We start from the raw sequence: 20,314 nt of genomic DNA on the forward strand, positions 1-20,314 counted from the left end.
CGCACCGCTCGACTTACTTCGCCGGCGCCCCCTGCGCCGGCGCCTCATTTACAATCGCCTCAAGGTCCTTCTGCAGGTCCACGAACAGCGGCTGCATGCGGTCCTGGATCGCCACCATCGCGTTCTGCATCAGCGCCGGGGTCTTGTCCAGCAGGCTCTGCCCGGCCGAGCTCTCATAGAACTCCGCCATCGCCAGCACGTCTTCCTTGCTGAAGGTCTTCTTGTACAGGTCCACGTACATCGGCCGCAGCTGCTGCCACGACAGCGCCTGGCGAATCGTTTCCTTGCTGCGCTGCTCGATGCGCTGCAACTGCACCTTCTGCGCCTCGTCCAGCTTGCGCTGCTGCGCGATCTGCAGGAACTGCTGGCGCTGCATCTCCTCCATCCGCGGCACCATCGAGTCGAGCATGTTCTGCGCCCGCGAGGCGGCCAGCAGCCGGTTGATGTCCGCGTCCGACGGCGGCGCGGCCAAGGCAGGGGCCACTGCGGCCAGGGCCAGTGCAACGGTCAGGCCCAGGCCCAGCCGGGCGAACCCACGTCGGGCGGTTGAACGGGTCGAAATCATGAAGTGCGTCCTGCGGTGCATGGAACCCCGAGCATACCTGCGCCACCGTCAAGCCGTCGTGGCGCGGAGCAGCATCGCCCTGCGCCGGGCCAGCAAACCGACGGTTCCGGCCCATACGTGACTTTTGACCCCCGTTTCGACGCTATTGGTGCACATTGCGGTCACCTACGGTGCGGGTCCTGCCCTTACAATGCGCCCCATGGGAAATGGGCCTGTCACCATCAACGACCAGCTGGCGATTCCGGACACGGAACTCGTCGAGCGGTTCGTGCGCGCCAGTGGCGCCGGCGGGCAGAACGTGAACAAGGTCTCCACCGCCGTCGAGCTGCGCTTCGACGTGGCCGGCTCGCCCTCCCTGCCCGAACCGTTGCGCGCGCGCCTGCTGGCGCGACGCGACCGGCGCATGACCGGCGAAGGCGTGCTGGTCATCGACGCACAGCGTTTCCGTACCCAGGACCGTAACCGCGAGGACGCGCGCGAACGCCTGGCCGCCTTCATCCAGGCCAGCCTCAGCGTGCCCAAGGCGCGCGTGGCGACCAAGCCCACCTATGGCGCCAAGATGCGCCGGCTGGATGAAAAGAAAGGCCGCGCGCAGATCAAGCGCGGCCGCACCACACGCAATTGGGAGTGATTGCTTGAACAACCGTAGTCCGCTGCTGCCGGCCGTGCCCCCGCAGATGCCGCAGGTCAAACCGAACCGTTTCCTGCGCTGGCTGGCGCGCTGCACGCTGCGCCTGGGCGGCTGGAAGGTCACCGGCACCTTCCCCAACGTGCCCAAGCTGGTCTTCATCGTGGCCCCGCATTCGTCCAACTGGGACGGCTTCTGGGGCATGGCGGCCAAGATCGCGCTGGGCATGCAGGTGAAGGTGCTGGGCAAGGCCTCGCTGTTCTGGTGGCCGCTCTCGCCGCTGCTGCACACCCTGGGCGTGATCCCGCTGGACCGCAGCTCGCCGCAGGGCACGGTGGAGCAGGCGGTCAGCCTGCTGCGCAATTCGGACAAGCTCTGGTACGCGATCACCCCGGAAGGCACCCGCAAGGCGGTGACCCACTGGAAGGCCGGGTTCCTGAAGATCGCCCGCATGGCCGACGTGCCGGTGCTGGCCTGCTACTTCCACTACCCGGAAAAGACCATCGGCATCGGCCCGCTGTTCTACTCCACCGGCGACGACGTGGCCGACATGGCCGCCATCCGCGAGTACTACCGGCCCTGGCAGGGCAAGAACCGCGGCACCGTGTGAAGGAAGGCGCCACGTCCGGCACATGCTGGGCGCAGGCAATGGGAGTAGGGTGATCGGCTGCGGTTACAGCCCGCTTCACCTCATTCCAGGAGCCCGTTTCATGTCGCGTACCGTTATCTTGGCCGCCGCCATCAGCCTTGCGCTGGCGGCCTGTTCCGGCAAGGAGTCCACCCCCGTGTCCGACACCCAGACCCCCGCCGCGCAGCAGCCGGCCGATGCGTCCACCAACCCCCTGTTGAGCGCCAGCACGCTGCCGTTCCAGGCGCCGCCGTTCGACCGCATCAAGGACAGCGACTACCTGCCGGCCTTCAATGAAGGCATGAAGCAGCACCTGGCCGAAGTGCGCAAGATCGCCGACAACAGCGAGCCGGCCACCTTCGACAACACCATCGAAGCGCTGGAGCGCAGCGGCGAAACCCTCACCCGCGTCTCGCGCGTGTTCTTCGGCATCGTCCAGGCCGACACCAACGACGCGCGCCAGAAGATCCAGGAAGAGGTCGCGCCGAAGCTGGCCGAGCACCAGGACGAGATCAGCCTGGACCCGAAGCTGTTCGCGCGCATCAAGAGCATCTACGACCAGCGTGATTCGCTGGGCCTGGACCCGGTGCAGAAGCGTCTGGTCGAGCGCGATTACCAGGAATTCGTCCGTGCCGGCGCGCAGCTCAATGACGCCGACAAGGCCAGCCTGCGCAAGCTCAACGTGGAAGAAACCACGCTGGCCACCAAGTTCCACACCCGCCTGGTCGCTGCAACCGCCGCCGCTGCCGTGGTGGTGGACGACAAGGCCAGGCTGGCCGGCCTGAGCGAAGAAGAGATCAACACCGCCGCCGCCGACGCCAAGGCGCGCAACCTGGAAGGCAAGTTCCTGCTGCCGCTGCAGAACACCACCCAGCAGCCGGTGCTCGCTTCGCTGACCGACCGCGACCAGCGCGCTGCCGTGCTCAATGCCTCGGAAACCCGCGCCGAGCGTGGCGATGCAAACGATACCCGCGAAACCGTACAGCGCCTGGCCCAGCTGCGTGCGCAGAAGGCCAAGCTGCTTGGGTTCGAGAACTACGCCGCGTACAGCCTGGCCGACCAGATGGCCAAGACCCCGGCGGCGGCGACGAAGCTTCTGACCGATACGGTGCCGGCCGCCACCAACAAGGCGCGCGGTGAAATCGCCGAGATGCAGAAGGTGATCGACGCGCAGAAGGGTGGTTTCCAGCTGGCCGCGTCGGACTGGGACTTCTACGCTGAACAGGTGCGCAAGGCGCAGTACGACCTGGACGAGTCGCAGATCAAGCCGTACTTCGAGCTCGACAACGTGCTGCAGAACGGCGTCTTCTATGCCGCTACCCAGCTGTACGGCATCACCTTCAAGCCGCGTACCGACATTCCGACCTACCACCCGGACATGAAGGTGTATGAAGTGTTCGACAAGGACGGCACCTCGCTGGCGCTGTTCTACACCGACTACTTCAAGCGCGATAGCAAGTCCGGTGGCGCGTGGATGGACGTGTTCGTCGAACAGAACGGCCTGACCGGCGACAAGCCGGTGGTCTACAACGTCTGCAACTTCACCAAGCCGGCCGCGGGCCAGCCGGCGCTGCTGAGCTTCGACGACGTCACCACCATGTTCCACGAGTTCGGCCATGCGCTGCACGGCATGTTCTCGAACGTGAAGTACCCGTCCATCGCCGGCACCAGCACCTCGCGCGATTTCGTCGAGTTCCCGTCGCAGTTCAACGAGCACTGGGCGCTGGACCCGAAGGTGTTCGCCAACTACGCCAAGAACTACAAGACCGGCGAGCCGATGCCGCAGGCGCTGGTGGACAAGATCCTGAAGGCCCGTACCTTCAACCAGGGCTACGCGACCACCGAGTACCTGTCCGCCGCACTGCTCGACCTGGCCTGGCACACCCAGCCGGCCGACGCCAAGCTGCAGGACGTGGCGCCGTTTGAAGCCGCTGCGCTGAAGAAGTTCAAGGTCGACCTGCCGCAGGTGCCGCCGCGTTACCGCACCACCTACTTCGACCACATCTGGGGCGGCGGCTACTCGGCCGGTTACTACGCCTATTTCTGGGCCGAAGTGCTGGACCACGACTCGTTCGAGTGGTTCAAGGAACACGGTGGCCTGACCGCTGAAAACGGCCAGGTGTTCCGGGACAAGATCCTCTCGCGTGGCAACAGCGTGGAGCTGGCCGACCTGTACCGCGAATTCCGCGGCAAGGACCCGTCGGTGGAACCGCTGCTGGTGAACCGCGGTTTGAAGTGATCGCTCACATGTTGTGACACACGAACGGCAGGGGAACCCCTGCCTTTCGTGTTTTCTACGGTTGCCCACAACGCGTAGTGCCGGCCGCCGGCCGGCTCTGCACGAGCCCAACCGAAAGAGGAGCCGGCCAGCGGCCGGCACTACGTACCCACCCTGCACCCCACTTCACTACACCCCAGGTGATCCAACGCGATCTCCAACGCATGCATGTAACTCTGCGCGCAATACCCGTGCGCCACGCCGATGCGCTGGCCTACATGCTCCGGCAGGCACGTTTCTGGCGCCGCACTGTCATCGTCATGCACTTCCACATACACGTTGTGCAGGTGTGGCAGCAGCTTCTGCAATCGCAGGCTGCCCACGCATGCACCCGGATCCAGCAGCGTTACTTCGCCACGGCTGTGGTCGGCTACGCGCAGCGCATCCAGTAGTTCCTGTTCCGAACCACAGGCACGAATCGCCACCGTGGTACCCGCATCGATCGCACGGTGCACCAGCGCCTTCAGCACCGGCGCCGGCAGCGGCTGCGCGGTACGAATCAACTGCCCGGCCGCTTCCGGGCCGCGAATGATGAAGATCGACATCGCTTACGCCCTCCCGGCCGCAGCCAGCAGACGCCGCTCGGCAATCGCCAGCGACAACCGGCACGCATCGTCGCGGCCACTGCTGCACACCACCGTGGCCGCTGGCGCATGCTGCGGGTGCAGGTGCGCGTCCAGCCCATCGTCATCATTGGCCGCCATCTCGATGTACGGCGCCGGCAGCGCATCCAGCGCCGCGCACAGTGCCTGCCCGTGCTCCACCCACTGCGCCGGTTCGGCCGGAGCAGTCTCGATCAGCACCCACTCCGGTGCGCTGAGGGTCGCCTCGCGCAGGCATGCCACCAGTGCGGGCAGGGAGGCGCAGTGCGCGCAGTGGATCGCGTGGCCGGCCAGCTGGGCCGGTACCGGCAGCGGGTCCGCCGAGGCCTGCCGGATCAACAGGATGGTCATGGAACATCTCTACAAAGCACCCGGAGGCGCGGTGTGGCCACGATGCGCGCGCCGGCCATAAAGCAGCCATGCGCCGGTGGCCGCCCGCGCGTAAAGAGTGCGTAGCTTTTGTGGGGAACTCGGGTCCACACTGCCGGTCACACCCTTCTCTCACCGCAAGGATCGCCCCATGTCCCAGGTCGCCCCCGCCGCCGGAGCACGCACCGGCGTGCTGTACTGGCTGAAGAAGGAAGCGCTGCCGCTGCTGGTCATGCTCGGCCTGCTGGCTGCCGCGCGCGACAGCTTGGCCAATCACTACCAGGTGCCCAGTGGCTCGATGCAGCACACCCTGATGCCGGGCGACCGCGTGGTGGTGGACATGCGCGCGTACGGGCTGCGTTTGCCGTTCACCAGCGTGGAGCTGCTGCATACCGGGGTGCCGCAGCGGGGTGAGGTGGCCGTGTTCGATTCGCCGCAGGACGGCACCCGGCTGATCAAGCGGATTGCCGCCGTGGGCGGTGACCGGGTGGACCTGCACGAGGGGCACCTGAGCATCAACGGCAACCCGCTGGCTCAGGCCGGGACCGATGAAGTGGAAGATTTCGGCCGTACCCTGGCGCAGCTGGACCTGGGGCAGGGTGGGGGTCCGGATATCACCGGCCTGACCGTGCCGGCGGGAAAGGTGCTGATGCTGGGCGACCATCGGGGTAACAGCGCGGATGGGCGGTATTTCGGTCTGGTGGATGCCAAGGCGTTGTACGGCAAAGCGGCGCGCGTGTATTACCGCCGGGGTGAAGGGTTCACCTGGCAGGCGTTGTAACGGCCCCTCGGGCACCGCGCTCAGCCGGGCAGAGCCCGGCTCTACCGCAGCCGGGCAGAGCCCGGCTCTACGCCGGGCGCGTCACCGTTCGATATCCCAAACGTCTCAATCAAGACCCCGCAGGTTATCGATCGACCGATAACCCCGGCCTATCCTGAGCGCTGATCCTTACGCACCGGCCCGCCCCCACGGGCCCGAACGCAATGAACGGCGACACCGCAGCGCTGCCCGAGCGCAGTCCCACTACCCATCCGCCCACGCCGTCCCTGCACATCGAGCAGGGCACCCCGGCCTTCCGCCGCACGGCGGTGGCCCTGTTCCTGGCCGGCTTTTCCACCTTCGGCCTGCTCTACACCGTGCAGCCGCTGCTGCCCGAGTTCAGCCGCCACTTCGGCGTCTCCGCTGCCAACAGCGCCATGGCGCTCTCCCTCAGCACCGGCCTGCTGGCAGTCTCCATGCTCGTCGCCGGGCTCATCTCCGACCGCATCGGCCGCCGCGGCCTGATGATCGCCGCACTCCTCGCCTCCACCGTGCTCTCCGCCGCCAGCGCGCTGGTCGACGACTGGAGCACGCTGCTGGTGCTGCGCGCCCTCCTCGGCCTGACCCTCAGTGGCGTGCCGGCAGTAGCCATGACCTACCTCGTCGAAGAAATGGACCCGCGCGCGCTCGGCCTGGCCATGGGCCTGTACATCGGCGGCAACGCCGTCGGCGGCATGAGCGGGCGCCTGATCGCCGGCATCGTCGCCGACCACTGGGGCTGGCGCTGGGGCATCGGCGTGGTCTCGTTGATCGCGGTGCTCAGCACCGTGCTGCTGTGGGTGCAGCTGCCGCCCTCGCGCCACTTCCAGAGCCGCCGCGGCGGCCTGCGCGAACTGCCCACCCGCTGGCGCCAGCTGTTCGCCGACCCCGGCCTGCCTTGGCTGTTCGCCACCGCGTTCGTGCTGATGGGCGTGTTCGTCACCCTCTACAACTACCTCGGCTACCACCTGCTCGCACCGCCGTACCAGCTCAGCCAGACCGTGGTCGGATTGATCTTCAGCGTCTACCTGGTCGGCACCTTCAGCTCCGCATGGATGGGCCAGCAGGCCACCAAGCACGGCCGCGGCCGCGTGCTCGGCATCTGCTACGCATTGATCGCACTCGGCATCGTCATGCTCGCGCTGCCGTGGCTGGGTTGCATGGCCGTGGGCATCGCGCTGGTCACCTTCGGCTTCTTCGGCGGGCACTCGGTGGCCAGCAGCTGGGTCGGCAGCCGCGCAGGTGTGATGCGCGCCGAAGCCTCGGCGCTGTACCTGTTCGCCTACTACCTGGGCTCCAGCCTGGCCGGTGCCGCAGGCGGCGTGTTCTACACCCGCTGGGACTGGTGGGGCGTGTGCGCGTTCACCGCCGTGCTCACCCTGATTGGCGCGACCATCGCGTGGCGGCTCGGCCGTCGCGCGCAGCCGCTGCAGGCCGCGCTCGCCGTCAGTCGCTGAGTCCGCCCTGCAGCAGTTTCGTGAAGTGGGTGATCAGCGGTGACGGGCTGCCGCGCCGGTAGGCCACGTGCACTTCCGAACTGGCCGCGCGGTCGCTCAACGGAACGAAGCGCGCACCTTCCACATGGATGTGGCTGCACGACGCCGGCAGCACGGTAACGCCGAGGCCAGACGCGGCCAGGCTGATCAGCGTGGACGCTTCCCCGGCTTCCTGGATGATGCGCGGGGTGAAGCCGGCATTGCGGCACAGCGCGATGAAATGGTCATGGATGCCCGCGCCCACCTCACGCAGGAACCCCACGAACGGCTCATGCGCGAACTGCCGCAGCGCCAATGGCGCGCCCTCCGGCAGGCCGCGGAGCAGCGGGTGCTGGTCATGCACCACCAGCGCCAGCGGGTCGCTGAACAATTTGCGCGAGGTCAGCGGGGCCGGCAGCGCCCGCTTGCGGATCAAGCCCACGTCCAGCTCATTGGCCACCAGCGCGTCGATCTGCTGCAACGTGTTCATTTCGCGCAGCTTCAACTGCACCTGCGGGAACTGCTGGCGGTAAGCGAAGATCGCGCGTGGAATCTGCGTCGACAACGGCGTCGCCCGGGTCAGCCCGATGCGCAGCTCGCCGGTTTCGCCGCGCTGCGCGCGCTGGGTCAGTTCAATCGCCTGGTCGACCCGCGCCAATGCCTCGGTGGCCTGCGCCTGCAACACGCGCCCGGCCTCGGTGAGTTCCACCCGGCGATTGCTGCGCAGGAACAATCGCGCGCCCAACAGCGTTTCCAGCTGGCGGATCTGCTGGCTCAGCGGCGGCTGGGACATGCCCAGCCGTTCGGCGGCGCGGCCGAAGTGCAGGGTGTCGGCCACCGCCAGGAAATAGCGCAGGTGGCGCAGTTCGATCGACATGGCAGCGCGTCAGCGTTCGGAATGACCGCTTTCATCATAGCTGCGCGGACTGAACAGGTCCGGCTGGATCAGCTCGATGAAGGCACGCGCCTGCGGCGACAGGAAGCGCCCACGGCGCACGATCACCCCGTAGCTGCGCTCGGGGAACCACGCGCTCATCGAGCGCGTCACCAGCCGGTCGCGGTCGGCGTCGTTGAGGCACAGCGCCGGCACGATGGAAATACCCATGCCCATTGCCACGTACTGCTTGATCACCTCCCAGCCGCCCACCTCCAGCGCCACCGTGTACGGCACGCGCTGGCGCTGGAACACCTGGTCGACCAGCCGGTAGGTGATCTGGCGCTTGGGCGGCAGCACCAGCGGATAGGCCGAGATCGCCTGCAGGGTCAGCTCCGGCGCGGTGGCCAGCGGATGCTCGGGCGGGGCGATCAGCACCTGCTCGAAGCGGTAGGCCGGGGCGTAGCTGAGGTCGGAGGGTACTTCGGTCATCGAGCCCACCGCCAGGTCGGCCGCGTCGCTGCGCAGCAGGTCGGTGCCGTCGGCGCTGATCGCGTTGTGCAGGGTCAGGCGAACGTCGGGGTGGCGCTGGCGGAAGCGCTCCACGATCCGCGGCAGCAGGTACAGGATGGTGGAGCTGTTGGCGGCGATGTTGAGCTCGCCGGCGTCCAGCCCCTTCACCTTGTCGCGGAAGCTGGCCTCCAGCCCGTCCAGGCTCTCGACCAGCGGCTGGGCCATCTCAAACAGCAGCTGGCCCTCGCGGCTGGGCACCAGGCGCCGCCCGCTGCGCTCGAACAGGCCCACCCCCAGTTCCCGTTCCAGCGCCTGCAACTGCTGGCTGATCGCCGGCTGGCTCACGAACAGCGCCTCAGCCGCCCGTGAGACCGAGCCCAGCCGCACCGTCTGGCAGAACGCCCGCAGGGGCTTGAGCCGGTCGGATTTGTAGGAAAAACGGGGACTTGGCGGCTTGGGTGTGGGCATGGCGTCACGGTTATAAGTTGAACTTATAAAACGCATTGCAATATCTGCTTTGTCAAATACCACACTCCAGCGCACGGTGGGATCACCCGCAACGCAGGAGTTGGACATGTCCGCTGTCGCCGCCTTCGCCACCGCCCAGCCCACCCCGGCCGACGCTCCGGCCACGCCGGGCATCGCCCTCACCACCCAGCTGGCCGGCCAGTCCGCGCTGCTGCCGGCAGGGGTACTGGCGCTGCTGGTGTCGCTGCACCGCGCGGTGGAACCGGAGCGCCAGCGCCGCCTGCAGGCCCGCCGCGAACGCCAGGCCTTCTTCGACGGCGGCGGCCTGCCGGACTTCCGCAGCGACACCGCCGCCATCCGCAACGACGACTGGCGCGTGGCCGCCATTCCGGAGGCGCTGCAGGACCGCCGCGTGGAGATCACCGGCCCGACCGACCCGAAGATGGTCATCAACGCGCTGAACTCCGGCGCCAAGGTGTTCATGGCCGACTTCGAGGATTCCACCGCCCCGGCCTGGCGCAACCTGCTGGCCGGGCAGCAGGCGCTTATCGGCGCAGTGCGCGGCGACCTGACCCATACCGGCCCCAGCGTGGACGGCAAGCCGGGCAAGCAGTACGCGCTGCGCCCGCTGGCCGAGCAGGCGGTGCTGATCGTGCGCCCGCGCGGCTGGCACCTGGACGAGAAGCACGTGCGCATCGACGGCCAGCCGCTGGCCGGCGGCCTGTTCGACGCGGCGGTGTTCGCCTTCCACAACGCCCGCACCCTGATGTGTCGCCAGCGCGGCCCGTACTTCTACCTGCCCAAGCTGCAGTCGATGGAAGAGGCCGCGCTGTGGGAGACCGCGCTGTCGCACATCGAAGGCATGCTCGGCCTGCCGCATGGGCAGATCAAGGTCACCGTGCTGATCGAAACGCTGCCGGCGGTGTTCGAGATGGACGAGATCCTGCACGCGCTGCGCGACCGCATCGTCGGCCTGAACTGCGGCCGCTGGGACTACATCTTTTCGTACATCAAGACCTTCCGGAAGCACGCCGACAAGGTGCTGCCCGAGCGTGGCCAGGTGACCATGACCCAGCCGTTCCTGAAGGCCTATTCGGAACTGCTGATCCAGACCTGCCACCGCCGCGGCGCGCACGCGATGGGCGGCATGGCCGCGCAGATTCCGATCAACCACGACGCGGCCGCCAACGAACAGGCGATGGCGCGGGTGCGGGCCGACAAGCTGCGCGAAGTGACCGCGGGCCACGACGGCACCTGGGTGGCGCACCCGGCGCTGATTCCGGTGGCGCAGGCGATCTTCGACGCGCACATGCCCGGCCCGAACCAGCACGCAGTGCTGCGCCGGGATGTGCGGGTGGGCCGCGATGAGTTGATCGCCGCACCCACCGGCACCATCACCCGGGCCGGTTTCGAGGGCAACGTGGAAGTGTGCGTGCGCTACCTGGCCGCCTGGCTGGACGGCAACGGCTGCGTGCCGATCCATCACCTGATGGAAGACGCGGCCACCGCCGAAATCAGCCGCAGCCAGTTGTGGCAGTGGCTGCACGTGCCCGGCCAGCACCTGGACGACGGCACCGCCATCGACCTGCCGCTGCTGGACGCCACCCTGGCCGCGCTGCCGGCAAAGCTGGGCGATAGCAGCGCGCTGCCGGGTGGCGCGCGGATTGAAGAGGCGATCGGGTTGCTGGCCGAGCTGAGCCGCCGTGATGAATTGACCGATTTTTTGACCCTGCCGGCGTACGACCGCCTGGCCTGACGCGCGAACGACCTGACGCAAGCCGGGCAGAGCCCGGCTCTACCTCCGATTGCCCACCACGCGCCCGAACGCCCACGAACCGCCCGACGACCCACCGCCGTAGAGCGGGGCTCTGCCCCGCTGCCGACCAACCTGGAGAACACCATGACCAAGCTGCCGACCGCCGAACAGATCCAGCACGAATGGAACACCGACCCGCGCTGGGCCGGGATCCAGCGCAACTACAGCGCCGCCGACGTGGTGCGCCTGCGCGGCACCGTGCACGTGGAGCATTCGCTGGCCCGGCTGGGCGCGGAGAAGCTGTGGAAGTACCTGCATGAAAAGGACTTCGTCAACGCACTCGGCGCCCTGACCGGCAACCAGGCCATGCAGCAGGTCAAGGCCGGCCTCAACGCCATCTACCTGTCCGGCTGGCAGGTCGCCGCCGACGCCAACCTGGCCGGCCAGATGTACCCCGACCAGTCGCTGTACCCGGCCGACTCGGTGCCGGCGGTGGTCAAGCGCATCAACAACACCCTGCTGCGCGCCGACCAGCTGCACCACGCCGAAGGCAAGGACGAGATCGACTTCCTGCAGCCGATCGTGGCCGACGCCGAAGCCGGCTTCGGCGGCGTGCTCAACGCCTTCGAACTGATGAAGGCCATGATCGAAGCCGGCGCGGCCGGCGTGCACTTCGAAGACCAGCTGGCCTCGGTGAAGAAGTGCGGCCACATGGGCGGCAAGGTGCTGGTGCCCACCCGCGAGGCCATCGAGAAGTTGAACGCAGCGCGCCTGGCCGCCGACGTGCTGGGCGTGCCCACCCTGCTGGTGGCGCGCACCGACGCCGAAGCCGCCGACCTGCTGACCAGCGACATCGACCCCAACGACCAGCCCTTCGCCAGCGGCGAGCGCACCCCGGAAGGCTTCTACCGCACCCGCAACGGCCTGGACCAGGCGATCAGCCGCGGCCTGGCCTACGCCCCCTATGCCGACCTGGTCTGGTGCGAGACCGGCAAGCCGGACCTGGAGTTCGCCCGCAAGTTCGCCGAGGCCATCCACGCGAAGTACCCGGGCAAGCTGCTGGCCTACAACTGCTCGCCCAGCTTCAACTGGAAGAAGAACCTGGACGACGCCACCATCGCGAAGTTCCAGAAGGAGATCGCCAGCTACGGCTACAAGTTCCAGTTCATCACCCTGGCCGGCTTCCACGCCCTGAACTACTCCATGTTCAACCTGGCCCACGGCTATGCCCGCCGCCAGATGAGCGCCTTCGTCGAGCTGCAGGAGGCCGAGTTCGCAGCCGCCGACCGCGGCTTCACCGCCGTGAAGCACCAGCGCGAGGTCGGCACCGGCTACTTCGACGCGGTCACCCAGGCCATCCAGCAGGGCCAGTCTTCCACCACCGCCCTGACCGGCTCGACCGAAGAAGAGCAGTTCCGGGCGGCTTGATCAGCGAAAAAGGCCGCCCCTGTAGGGGCGGCCCCGCTTTTATCTGCAACCGCCAGATGCTACGGTCCGCACAAGACGCCATGCGGTGGAGGATGGCCGGTTCGAACCGGTTGCCGCGTTGGGGGGAGGGGCCAGTGCGTCGGGAGGGATTCCGGGCGCCCTGGCTTGAATTTGCGATGAGGCGCACACTTTTAAGGGGTGCTATCCTCCATCGCTCACCGGGGAACGCTAGGAAGCGGGTGTACGGTATGAGCGGCAAGCTGGCCACGAACGTGTGCGAACGGGAACCAGGCATCGCGCAGACCGCGATGGCTGACATCGTGCATGCCGTTCTCAGCGCCGGCGAGTTCGCCCTGTTCGCCGAGTTCGGCCGGCACCGCCCGCTGCGCGCCGGCGAACACCTGTTCCTGCGCAACCAGTCCGGTAGCACCATGTATGTCATCGTCAGCGGTGGCATCGAGCTCGATTTCGGCGAAGACCTGGTGGTCAAGACGCTGGGTCCGCACGAATTCTTCGGCGAACTCGGCCTGCTGATCGGCGACCACCCGCGCAGCGCCGATGCCCGCGCCACCAGCGATTCGCTGGTGCTGGAACTGGACAACGCCGATTTCCAGCGCCTGGTCGACCGCGATCCCGGCCTGGTCGCCTACTTCCTGCGCCGCACGATCATGCGCGTGGTCAGCAACGAACAGGTCCTGATCCGCCAGCTGCGCCGGCGCAACCACGACCTCGAAACCGCGCTCGACAATCTGTATGTCACCACCCACCAGCTCACCCATACCCGTGAGCTGGTGCGCACCGACGAACTCACCGGCCTGCACAACCGCCGCGGCCTGGCCCTGTACCTGCAGGAATGCCGCAGCCACGAAGGCGACGCCCCGCAGGGCCTGCTGCTGATCGACTGCGACCACTTCAAGCAGGTCAACGACGAGCACGGCCACCAGGCCGGCGACCGCGTCCTGCAGAGCATCGCCAACATCCTGCGCTCGGTGGCCAACGAACAGGACCGCGCCTGCCGGCTCGGCGGCGACGAGTTCTGCCTGCTGCTGCGCGTGGCCGACGCCGACAGCCTGCAGCATGCTGCCGAGTTCATCCTGGGCGCGGTGCACGGCCTGATGGGCCGCGCCAACCTGCAGCCGCACGTCTGCCCGGTCAGCATCGGGGTGTGCCTGATCGACCCGCTCGGCGACTGGAGCGACTGGTACGCCCGTGCCGACAACGCGCTGTACCAGGCCAAGCGGCTGGGTGGCAATCGGCTGCATTGGTCGCGCTCTGCGACCGTCGCGCCCTGACCGGGGCCTGCAATGAACGGCGACAACGGACCGTCCAACCAGCTCCCGCTGCTGCGGGCCCTGCTGTTCACCGATCTGTGCGATTCGCTGGTGCTGGTCGAGCGCATCGGCGACAGCGCCGCCGCCGACCTGTTCCAGCAGCACGACCGGTTGGTGCTCGCGTTGCAGCAGCAATGGAACGGGCAGCAGATCGACCGCTCCGACGGCCTGTTCCTGCTGTTCGACCGCGCCATCGATGGGCTCGGCTTCGCGCTCGACTACCAGCGTGAACTGCACGAGCTGGGCAAGCGCCGCAACATTCCGCTGCGCGCCCGTGCCGGCCTGCACGTGGGCGAGGTGCTGATCTGGGAGAACAGCCCGGAGGCGGTCCAGGCCGGCGCCAAGCCGGTGGAAGTGGAAGGCCTGGCCAAGCCGATGGCCGCGCGCCTGATGGGGCTGGCGCGGCCCGGCCAGATCCTGCTCTCGGCCGTGGCCGAATCGCTCACCCGTCGTGCCAGCAGTGAACTGGGCGGGCGCGCCGAAACATTGCAGTGGCGCTCGCACGGCCCGTGGCTGTTCAAGGGCATTCCCACCGCGCAGGAGGTGTTCGAGGTCGGTGAACCCGGCTTCGCGCCGCTGCGCATGCCCAAGGCCCACCCCAAGGCGCAGCGCAAGCAGCCGCTCTGGCGCCGGCCGGTCGCGCTGGCGGCGGAAGTCGCCCTGCTCGCCGTGCTCGGCATCGGCGGCTGGATGCTGCTCCGCCCCGAGCCGGCGATCGCCTTCGCCGAGCGCGACTGGGTGGTACTGGCCGACGTCGACAATGCGAGTGGCGACAAGCTGTTCGATGACAGCCTGCAGCGTGCGCTGCTGTTGGGATTGGAGCAGTCGCGTTACGTCAACGTGCTGTCCTCCAGCAGGGTGAAGGAGTCGCTCGAACTGCTGCGGGTGCCGGCAGAACACGCGCTCGACAGGGAGCTGGCCGGCGACGTGGCGTCACGCGAGGGTGCGCGGATGGTGCTGGCCCCCAGCATCCGTCGCTCCAACGGCCGGTACGTGGTCGCCGTGGACCTGATGGACCCGTTTACCCGAGGGGTGGTGCGTACCTACCAGGCCGACGCGGGTTCCCCCGGTGACGTGGTCGCCGCCGTGGACGACGTCGTCGGTCGCCTGCGCGCCGGCCTGGGCGAAACCGTGGCCTCGGTGCAGCAGTCGGTGCCGTTGCCGCAGGCCACCACCAACAACCTGCAGGCACTGAAATCGTTCGCCCTGGCCGAAAACGCGATGGGCCGGTATCGCTTCACCGAAGCTGCCAAGCTCTATGAGGCGGCGCTGGACGCGGACCCGGACTTCGCCATGGCCCACATGGGTCTGGCCAAGCTGCTGGTGCGCGTGGACCAGCGCGCTGAAGCCCTGCCGCACCTGCAGCGGGCGCTGGCGCTGAACGATCGATTGCCGCACCGCGAGCGCCTGTACCTGAAGGCGTGGAGCAGCGAGCTGCGTCCGGATGGCTGGCCGCTGGAAGACTGGCGGGTGCTGGCGGAAGTGTATCCCGACTTCTTTGCCGGACAGGCCAACACCGCCGGGTACCTGTTGCTGGACAACCGCTTTGCAGAAGCCGAGCGCTATGCGCGCGCCGCTTCGGGACCGAAGGCTCCGCTGCGTGCCGGCACCCTCGGCTACCTGGGCTGGATCCAGTTGGGCACCAACCGCTACGACGATGCATTACGCAGCTTCCAGTTGTCCGAGCAGGTGATCGGCCGCAGCGTCAGCGACACGCGGGTAGACGTACTGATCGCCCAGCGGCGCTACAAGGAGGCACAGGCGTTGTTGGCGCAGCTGCCCAAGGCCCGTGACGAACTGCAGGCCATCATGTACCAGCGTGTGCGGGTGCTGCTCGCCGCCGACCAGGACGACTGCACCGGCATGACTGCTGCCTTGGCCAGCGAGAAGGCGCCGAGCGAATCGGTCGACTTCCGCACGCATGTGTTGCTGATGCACGCGGTGGTTGACACCGTGTGCGAGCGGCCGAATCCCGCGGCATTGGCTGCGGTGTCCGACCAGCTGCTGCCGTTGCTGCAGGATACCGCCAACCCGAACCTGTCGGACCGGTTGCTGCGCATGCTGTCGCTTGCCTATCTGGCGCAGCGCCAGGGCGACTTCGCGCGCGCTGATGCGTTGCTGCGCGAGCAGGGGGCGCTGCTTGCGGCCCAGAAGAGCCCATTGATCGCCAAGTGGCATGCCGTGGTGCTGGCCATGCAGCTGCTCGGCAGAGACCAGCCCGCCCAGGCCGACGCATTGTTGCGGCCGATCCTGGACGGAACCGAGCCGGTCCAGGCACGGGTGGTGCTGCGCGAGGCGCAACGTCGGCTGGGCAATGCGGAAGAGTTCCAGAAGCAGAACGAATGGCTGTTCAACCATCGCGGCCAGGCGTTTGCCGAACTGGCGCCCATGCAGCTGATGCAGCCGCTGAGCGTACGTGACACGCTGGCCGACGCCAGCCTGCGTCCCCAGTAGACCGGGCGCAGGCTGGCGGTGCACTCATTCCAGCGAGTCGGCGGCCTTGCCTGCCTCGAAGCAGTGCGGCAGCAACATCGCCTGCGTTGACGTGCTCAGGTACTGCTCCAGCTGCGCCTGCACCGCGCGAAGCTCTTCCACGCTCGCCAGCTGCTGGATATCGCAGCACAGCGGCTGCTCGTCCGGACTGAAGCCGATCTCGGTCAGCGCCTGGCGCGCATCTTTCTGGAACAGCTCGCGGAAGGCGGGGTCGTCGATCAGCCTGCTGACCAGCCGCGCGGCGATTTCAGGGGAAATCTTGTTCGTTTCCGGTTTGTCGTTGCTCATTGCGGTCGATCCAGTGGGTGAAGTGAAGGTTATCGGCCCGGGTGGCCGGGAATGTAGCGCCGGCAGGGGTGCAAACGCGCGGTGCGAGGCAGTACGCAGGTAACGTTGGAGACCGGCCACGCCCGGGGGAACCCTGCCGTGCCCCGGCTAGAATGGCCGGGTCCTTCCACGGTCATTCGCCGATGAAACTGCGCCGCTGCACCACTGTGATGTTCGAGCCACGGGAGGAGGTCCGCCTCGACTTCGCTGCCATGCTGGCCGGGCGCACCGAGCCTTCCACGACCATCACGTGGGTCGCCCTGGCCGCGCACCTGGAACAGCCCGTGCCGGTGACGGCTGCGCAGCGGGAGCTGCTGGGCGGGCTGGGTTCCCGTTTCTGGACCGACGCGCGCGACATCGGCTGCCCGCCGGGCGACTGGCAGCCCCTGCTGGCGACCGGGCTGCTCATCTCGGACGACGACGAACATGCCGCCCACCGCCAGCGCGACGAAGGCATGCGGGACGGCCACTGGTGGCCGCTGGCGGCACTGGTCCATCGTCATGCCCGCTGGCGTGGCGTGAACAGCGCCGCGCAGATGCGCGACAGCCACATGGTCACCGTCAACGACCTGCGCCGGCAGCTGGGCGCGCCGCCGCCGGCGGTGCAGCCGCACCCGGGCACCTATCAGCCACTCCCCACCGTGGAGGCCACCGGGTACGACCAGCTTCTCGAACGCCGCACTACCTGCCGCAATTTCGATGCCGCCCGCAGTATCGACCAGGCGCAGCTGGCGCAGCTGCTGCAGCGCACGGTGAAGGCCCAGGCCGTGGTGCAGATGGAGGCCGATACCACGTTCCTGAAAAAGAACGTGCCGTCCGGCGGTGGGCTGCATCCCACCGAGACCTATCTGCTGGTGCAGCGCGTAGAGGGCCTGGCGCCGGGGCTGTACCACTACCACCCTGTGCAGCATGCGCTGGTGGCGCTGCCACGCCACTGCGAGCGGCCGTTGCAGGACGTCGCCGAGGCCATGCTGTCCGGCCAGGACTGGTTCTCGAACGCGGCCGCCCATCTGGTCCTGGTGCCGCGCTTCGCCCGCACCAACTGGAAGTACCGCAACCACGCCAAGGCCTACCGCGCCCTGTTGCTGGACGTGGGCCACCTCTCGCAGGCCCTGTACATGGCGGCCACCGAGGCCGGCCTGGCCGCCTTCGTGACCGCTGCCATCAATGAAATCGACACCGAGGCGGTGTTCGCGCTGGACGGCGTTACCCAGAGCCCCGTCGCAATCGTGGGCGTGGGCTGGCGCAGTGATACGCTGGACACGGCAGAGTTCGATCCCAACAAGGTGGTTTGGCCCTAGCATGGACGGCGACAGCGCACCCTCGACCCAGCCCCCGCTGCTGAAAGCCCTGTTGTTCACCGACCTGTGCGATTCGCTCGGGCTGGTTGAACGGCTCGGCGACAGCCTGGCAGCCGAACTGTTCCAGCAGCACGACCGGCTGGTCCTGGCGCTGCAGCAGCACTGGCACGGGCAGCAGATCGATCGCTCCGACGGCGTATTCATGCTGTTCGAGCGGCCGATCGACGCGCTCGGATTCGCACTGGATTACCAGCGCGAACTGCTGGAGATCGGCAAGCAGCGCGGCATCGAGCTCAGCGCGCGCGCCGGCCTGCACGTCGGCGAAGTGCTGACCTGGGAGAACAGTGCGGAGGCGGTCGCCGCCGGTGCCAAGCCGGTCGAGGTGGAAGGCCTGGCCAAGCCGATGGCCGCGCGCCTGATGATGCTGGCCTGGCCCGGCCAGATCCTGCTCTCGGCGGTGGCCGAAACCCTGACCCGGCGCGCCAGCAGCATGCTGGGCGAACGCGGCGACAGGCTGCTCTGGAAGGCGCACGGCCGCTGGCGCTTCAAGTCGGTGCCGTCGGTGCAGGAAGTGTTCGAGGCCGGCGAGCTGGGCATCACCCCGATGCGCATGCCGCGTGGCAATGCCAAGGCGCGCCGCGTGCTGCCGGTGTGGCGCCGGCCGGCGGCGCTGGCCGCCCAGGTGGCACTGGTCGGCCTGCTGGGAATCGGCACCTGGCTGCTGCTGCGCCCCGAACCCGCCATCGCCTTCGCCGAGCGCGACTGGGTGGTGCTGGCCGACGTGGACAACGCCAGTGGTGAAGCGTTGTTCGACGACTCACTGCAACGCGCCCTGCTGATGAGCCTGGAGCAGTCGCGCTACGTCAACGTGCTCTCCGGCAGCAAGGTCACCGAATCGCGCGACCTGCTGCGGGTGCCGTCCACGCGCGCCCTGGACCGCGACCTGGCCATCGACGTGGCGTCCCGTGAGGGCGCTCGCATGGTGCTGGCGCCGGCCATCCGCGAGTCCGCCGGGCATTACCTGGTCAGCGTGGACCTGCTCGATCCGGCCAGCCGCGCGGTGGTACGCAGCTATCGGGCCAAGGCGGAAGGCTCCGCCGATGTGATCGCGGCGGTGGACGATGTGGTCGGCCAGCTGCGCGCGGGGCTGGGCGAATCGGTGGCGTCGGTGCAGCAGTCGGTACCGCTGCCGCAGGCCACCACCGCCAACCTGCAGGCCCTGAAGTCCTTTGCATTGGCCGAGAGCGCCATGGGCCGGCGGCGCTTTTCCGAAGCCACCAAGCTGTTCGAAGCGGCGATCGACGCCGACCCGGACTTCGCCATGGCCCACGTCGGGCTGGCCAGGCTGCTGGTGCGGCTGGACCAGCGCGCTGAAGCGCAGCCCCACCTCGCCCGCGCGATGGCCGTGAGCCAGCGCCTGCCTCACCGCGAGCGGCTGTACCTGAAAGCCTGGAGCAACGAGCTGAGCCCGGTGTCGTGGCCGCTCGACGATTGGCGCGTGCTGGCCGATGTCTATCCGGATTCGTACGCAGGCCTGTATACGACCTCCTGGTACCTGCTGCTCGACAACCGCTTCGACGATGCCGAGCGTTACGCGCGCGCTGCCACCGTGCCGTCGAACACGCTGCGTGCGTTCTCATACGCGAACCTGGGCTGGATCCAGCTGGGCACCAACCGCTACGACGAGGCCGTGCGCAGCTTCAAGCAGTCCGAGCAGCTCACCCGCCGTGGGCCGGTCGACCCGCGCGCCGATGTGCTTATCGCCATGCGCCGCTACAAGGAAGCGGGCGAGGTACTGGCCAGGCTCGGCAAACCCGACGATGAACTGCCGGCACTGATGAACGTGCGCGTGCGCCTGCTGCTGGCGGCGGACCAGGACGACTGCACGGGCATGCGCGAGGCACTGTCGACCGAACCCATGCCGACCGTGTCGCAGGATTTCCGCGTGCATCGCGAGTTGCTGGAAACGGTGGTCGACACCGCGTGCCAGGAGGGCGACGCCGACGCGCTGGCGCGCATCGCAGCGGACATGCGTCCCCAGCTGGCCGACCCCAACGATCCCGGCATGCCCGACCGCATGCTGCGCCTGCTGTCGCTGGTGTACCTGGCGCAGCGCCAGGGCGACCATGCGCTGGCCGACCGCCTGCTGGCCGAGTACGACCCGCTGCTGGTGAAGCAGAAGAGCCCGGTGATCGGCAAATGGCGCACCGTGGTGCAGGCCATGCAGAAGATGGGGCAGGGCACGCCGGCCCAGGGCGTGGCGCTGCTGAAACCGCTGATGGACGGCAACGAGCCGGTGCAGGCGCGCGTGGTGCTGCGCGAAGCGTATCGCCAGCTCGGTGACGTGCCGGAGTTCCACAAGCAGAACGAATGGCTGTTCGAAAACCGGGGCAGGGCGATCGCCGAAGTCGCCAACACCCAGTTGATGCAGGCGTTGAACGTGCACGACATGGTGTCGGACGCCACGTTGCGGCAATGA

17 protein-coding genes are annotated in these 20,314 nt (G+C 68.0%); 11 read left to right on the forward strand and 6 right to left on the reverse strand.

Going from position 1 to position 20,314, the window contains the following annotated elements:
* Positions 1 to 13: 13 nt before the first annotated feature.
* Positions 14 to 565, reverse strand: a complete 552-nt coding sequence (locus C2U58_RS18335; RefSeq protein WP_102947155.1) for a DUF2059 domain-containing protein — start codon at positions 563 to 565, stop codon at positions 14 to 16.
* 199 nt (positions 566 to 764) lie between these two features.
* Here C2U58_RS18335 and arfB point away from each other — a divergent pair, with 199 nt between their 5' ends.
* From arfB to dcp, 3 genes are all read left to right on the forward strand, one after another.
* Positions 765 to 1,196 carry an alternative ribosome rescue aminoacyl-tRNA hydrolase ArfB gene (gene arfB / locus C2U58_RS18340; protein WP_102947156.1) on the forward strand — a complete coding sequence of 144 codons (432 nt, stop codon included), beginning with the start codon at positions 765 to 767 and terminating at the stop codon, positions 1,194 to 1,196.
* A gap of 4 nt (positions 1,197 to 1,200) precedes the next feature.
* A complete protein-coding gene (locus C2U58_RS18345; protein ID WP_102947157.1) occupies positions 1,201 to 1,803 on the forward strand; it encodes a lysophospholipid acyltransferase family protein in 603 nt (200 codons plus the stop codon).
* A 100-nt stretch (positions 1,804 to 1,903) separates the two neighbouring features.
* Entirely contained in the window at positions 1,904 to 4,060 is a 2,157-nt protein-coding gene (gene dcp, locus C2U58_RS18350; protein WP_102947158.1) for a peptidyl-dipeptidase Dcp, read from the forward strand.
* 140 nt (positions 4,061 to 4,200) lie between these two features.
* On the opposite strand, the gene C2U58_RS18355 is transcribed toward dcp, so the two are convergent.
* On the reverse strand, positions 4,201 to 4,644 hold the full coding sequence (locus C2U58_RS18355) for a 3-dehydroquinate dehydratase (protein ID WP_102947159.1): 444 nt from the start codon (positions 4,642 to 4,644) through the stop codon (positions 4,201 to 4,203).
* 3 nt (positions 4,645 to 4,647) lie between these two features.
* Positions 4,648 to 5,052: a hypothetical protein gene (locus C2U58_RS18360; protein WP_102947160.1), complete on the reverse strand. Its 405-nt coding sequence runs from the start codon at positions 5,050 to 5,052 to the stop codon at positions 4,648 to 4,650.
* Positions 5,053 to 5,221: 169 nt separating this feature from the next.
* On the opposite strand from C2U58_RS18360, the gene lepB reads away from it, so the two are divergent.
* Complete coding sequence (gene lepB, locus C2U58_RS18365) at positions 5,222 to 5,851, forward strand: signal peptidase I (protein ID WP_102947161.1); 630 nt, start codon at positions 5,222 to 5,224, stop codon at positions 5,849 to 5,851.
* A gap of 203 nt (positions 5,852 to 6,054) precedes the next feature.
* Positions 6,055 to 7,326: an MFS transporter gene (locus C2U58_RS18370; RefSeq protein ID WP_102947162.1), complete on the forward strand. Its 1,272-nt coding sequence runs from the start codon at positions 6,055 to 6,057 to the stop codon at positions 7,324 to 7,326.
* On the opposite strand, the gene C2U58_RS18375 is transcribed toward C2U58_RS18370, so the two are convergent.
* Both C2U58_RS18375 and C2U58_RS18380 read right to left on the reverse strand, forming a co-directional pair.
* A complete protein-coding gene (locus tag C2U58_RS18375) occupies positions 7,316 to 8,221 on the reverse strand; it encodes a LysR substrate-binding domain-containing protein (protein WP_070208700.1) in 906 nt (301 codons plus the stop codon). The two genes, C2U58_RS18370 and C2U58_RS18375, sit on opposite strands and share 11 nt — an antisense overlap.
* Before the next feature lie 9 nt (positions 8,222 to 8,230).
* The gene (locus C2U58_RS18380) at positions 8,231 to 9,199 is read right to left on the reverse strand and encodes a LysR substrate-binding domain-containing protein (protein WP_102947163.1); all 969 of its coding nucleotides are present in this window, start codon (positions 9,197 to 9,199) and stop codon (positions 8,231 to 8,233) included.
* 106 nt (positions 9,200 to 9,305) lie between these two features.
* On the opposite strand from C2U58_RS18380, the gene aceB reads away from it, so the two are divergent.
* The 4 genes from aceB (at position 9,306) to C2U58_RS18400 (ending at position 16,168) form a co-directional block, all read left to right on the forward strand.
* Positions 9,306 to 10,955, forward strand: a complete 1,650-nt coding sequence (aceB, locus tag C2U58_RS18385; protein WP_102947164.1) for a malate synthase A — start codon at positions 9,306 to 9,308, stop codon at positions 10,953 to 10,955.
* Positions 10,956 to 11,099: 144 nt separating this feature from the next.
* On the forward strand, positions 11,100 to 12,383 hold the full coding sequence (aceA, locus tag C2U58_RS18390) for an isocitrate lyase (RefSeq protein WP_102947165.1): 1,284 nt from the start codon (positions 11,100 to 11,102) through the stop codon (positions 12,381 to 12,383).
* A 248-nt stretch (positions 12,384 to 12,631) separates the two neighbouring features.
* Positions 12,632 to 13,675 (forward strand): GGDEF domain-containing protein, encoded by a 1,044-nt coding sequence (locus C2U58_RS18395; RefSeq protein WP_102947166.1) that lies wholly within the window; start codon positions 12,632 to 12,634, stop codon positions 13,673 to 13,675.
* A gap of 12 nt (positions 13,676 to 13,687) precedes the next feature.
* Positions 13,688 to 16,168: a putative peptide modification system cyclase gene (locus C2U58_RS18400; protein ID WP_102947167.1), complete on the forward strand. Its 2,481-nt coding sequence runs from the start codon at positions 13,688 to 13,690 to the stop codon at positions 16,166 to 16,168.
* A 24-nt stretch (positions 16,169 to 16,192) separates the two neighbouring features.
* On the opposite strand, the gene C2U58_RS18405 is transcribed toward C2U58_RS18400, so the two are convergent.
* Positions 16,193 to 16,495, reverse strand: a complete 303-nt coding sequence (locus C2U58_RS18405; RefSeq protein WP_102947168.1) for an NHLP-related RiPP peptide — start codon at positions 16,493 to 16,495, stop codon at positions 16,193 to 16,195.
* A 182-nt stretch (positions 16,496 to 16,677) separates the two neighbouring features.
* On the opposite strand from C2U58_RS18405, the gene C2U58_RS18410 reads away from it, so the two are divergent.
* The gene (locus C2U58_RS18410; RefSeq protein ID WP_102947169.1) at positions 16,678 to 17,835 is read left to right on the forward strand and encodes a putative peptide maturation dehydrogenase; all 1,158 of its coding nucleotides are present in this window, start codon (positions 16,678 to 16,680) and stop codon (positions 17,833 to 17,835) included.
* Between the two features lies 1 nt (position 17,836).
* Entirely contained in the window at positions 17,837 to 20,314 is a 2,478-nt protein-coding gene (locus C2U58_RS18415) for a putative peptide modification system cyclase (RefSeq protein ID WP_102947170.1), read from the forward strand.

Source organism: Stenotrophomonas sp. VV52, from assembly GCF_002893095.1.
Lineage (GTDB): Bacteria > Pseudomonadota > Gammaproteobacteria > Xanthomonadales > Xanthomonadaceae > Stenotrophomonas > Stenotrophomonas aracearum.

Coding starts and splice junctions, on each gene's coding strand:
- C2U58_RS18360 (WP_102947160.1), bottom strand. CDS start 5,052: ATGACCATCCTGTTGATCCGGCAGGCCTCGGCGGACCCGCTGCCGGTA.
- C2U58_RS18405 (WP_102947168.1), bottom strand. CDS start 16,495: ATGAGCAACGACAAACCGGAAACGAACAAGATTTCCCCTGAAATCGCC.
- arfB (WP_102947156.1), top strand. CDS start 765: ATGGGAAATGGGCCTGTCACCATCAACGACCAGCTGGCGATTCCGGAC.
- C2U58_RS18375 (WP_070208700.1), bottom strand. CDS start 8,221: ATGTCGATCGAACTGCGCCACCTGCGCTATTTCCTGGCGGTGGCCGAC.
- C2U58_RS18355 (WP_102947159.1), bottom strand. CDS start 4,644: ATGTCGATCTTCATCATTCGCGGCCCGGAAGCGGCCGGGCAGTTGATT.
- C2U58_RS18400 (WP_102947167.1), top strand. CDS start 13,688: ATGAACGGCGACAACGGACCGTCCAACCAGCTCCCGCTGCTGCGGGCC.
- dcp (WP_102947158.1), top strand. CDS start 1,904: ATGTCGCGTACCGTTATCTTGGCCGCCGCCATCAGCCTTGCGCTGGCG.
- lepB (WP_102947161.1), top strand. CDS start 5,222: ATGTCCCAGGTCGCCCCCGCCGCCGGAGCACGCACCGGCGTGCTGTAC.
- C2U58_RS18335 (WP_102947155.1), bottom strand. CDS start 565: ATGATTTCGACCCGTTCAACCGCCCGACGTGGGTTCGCCCGGCTGGGC.
- aceA (WP_102947165.1), top strand. CDS start 11,100: ATGACCAAGCTGCCGACCGCCGAACAGATCCAGCACGAATGGAACACC.
- C2U58_RS18415 (WP_102947170.1), top strand. CDS start 17,837: ATGGACGGCGACAGCGCACCCTCGACCCAGCCCCCGCTGCTGAAAGCC.
- aceB (WP_102947164.1), top strand. CDS start 9,306: ATGTCCGCTGTCGCCGCCTTCGCCACCGCCCAGCCCACCCCGGCCGAC.
- C2U58_RS18395 (WP_102947166.1), top strand. CDS start 12,632: ATGAGCGGCAAGCTGGCCACGAACGTGTGCGAACGGGAACCAGGCATC.
- C2U58_RS18370 (WP_102947162.1), top strand. CDS start 6,055: ATGAACGGCGACACCGCAGCGCTGCCCGAGCGCAGTCCCACTACCCAT.
- C2U58_RS18410 (WP_102947169.1), top strand. CDS start 16,678: ATGAAACTGCGCCGCTGCACCACTGTGATGTTCGAGCCACGGGAGGAG.
- C2U58_RS18380 (WP_102947163.1), bottom strand. CDS start 9,199: ATGCCCACACCCAAGCCGCCAAGTCCCCGTTTTTCCTACAAATCCGAC.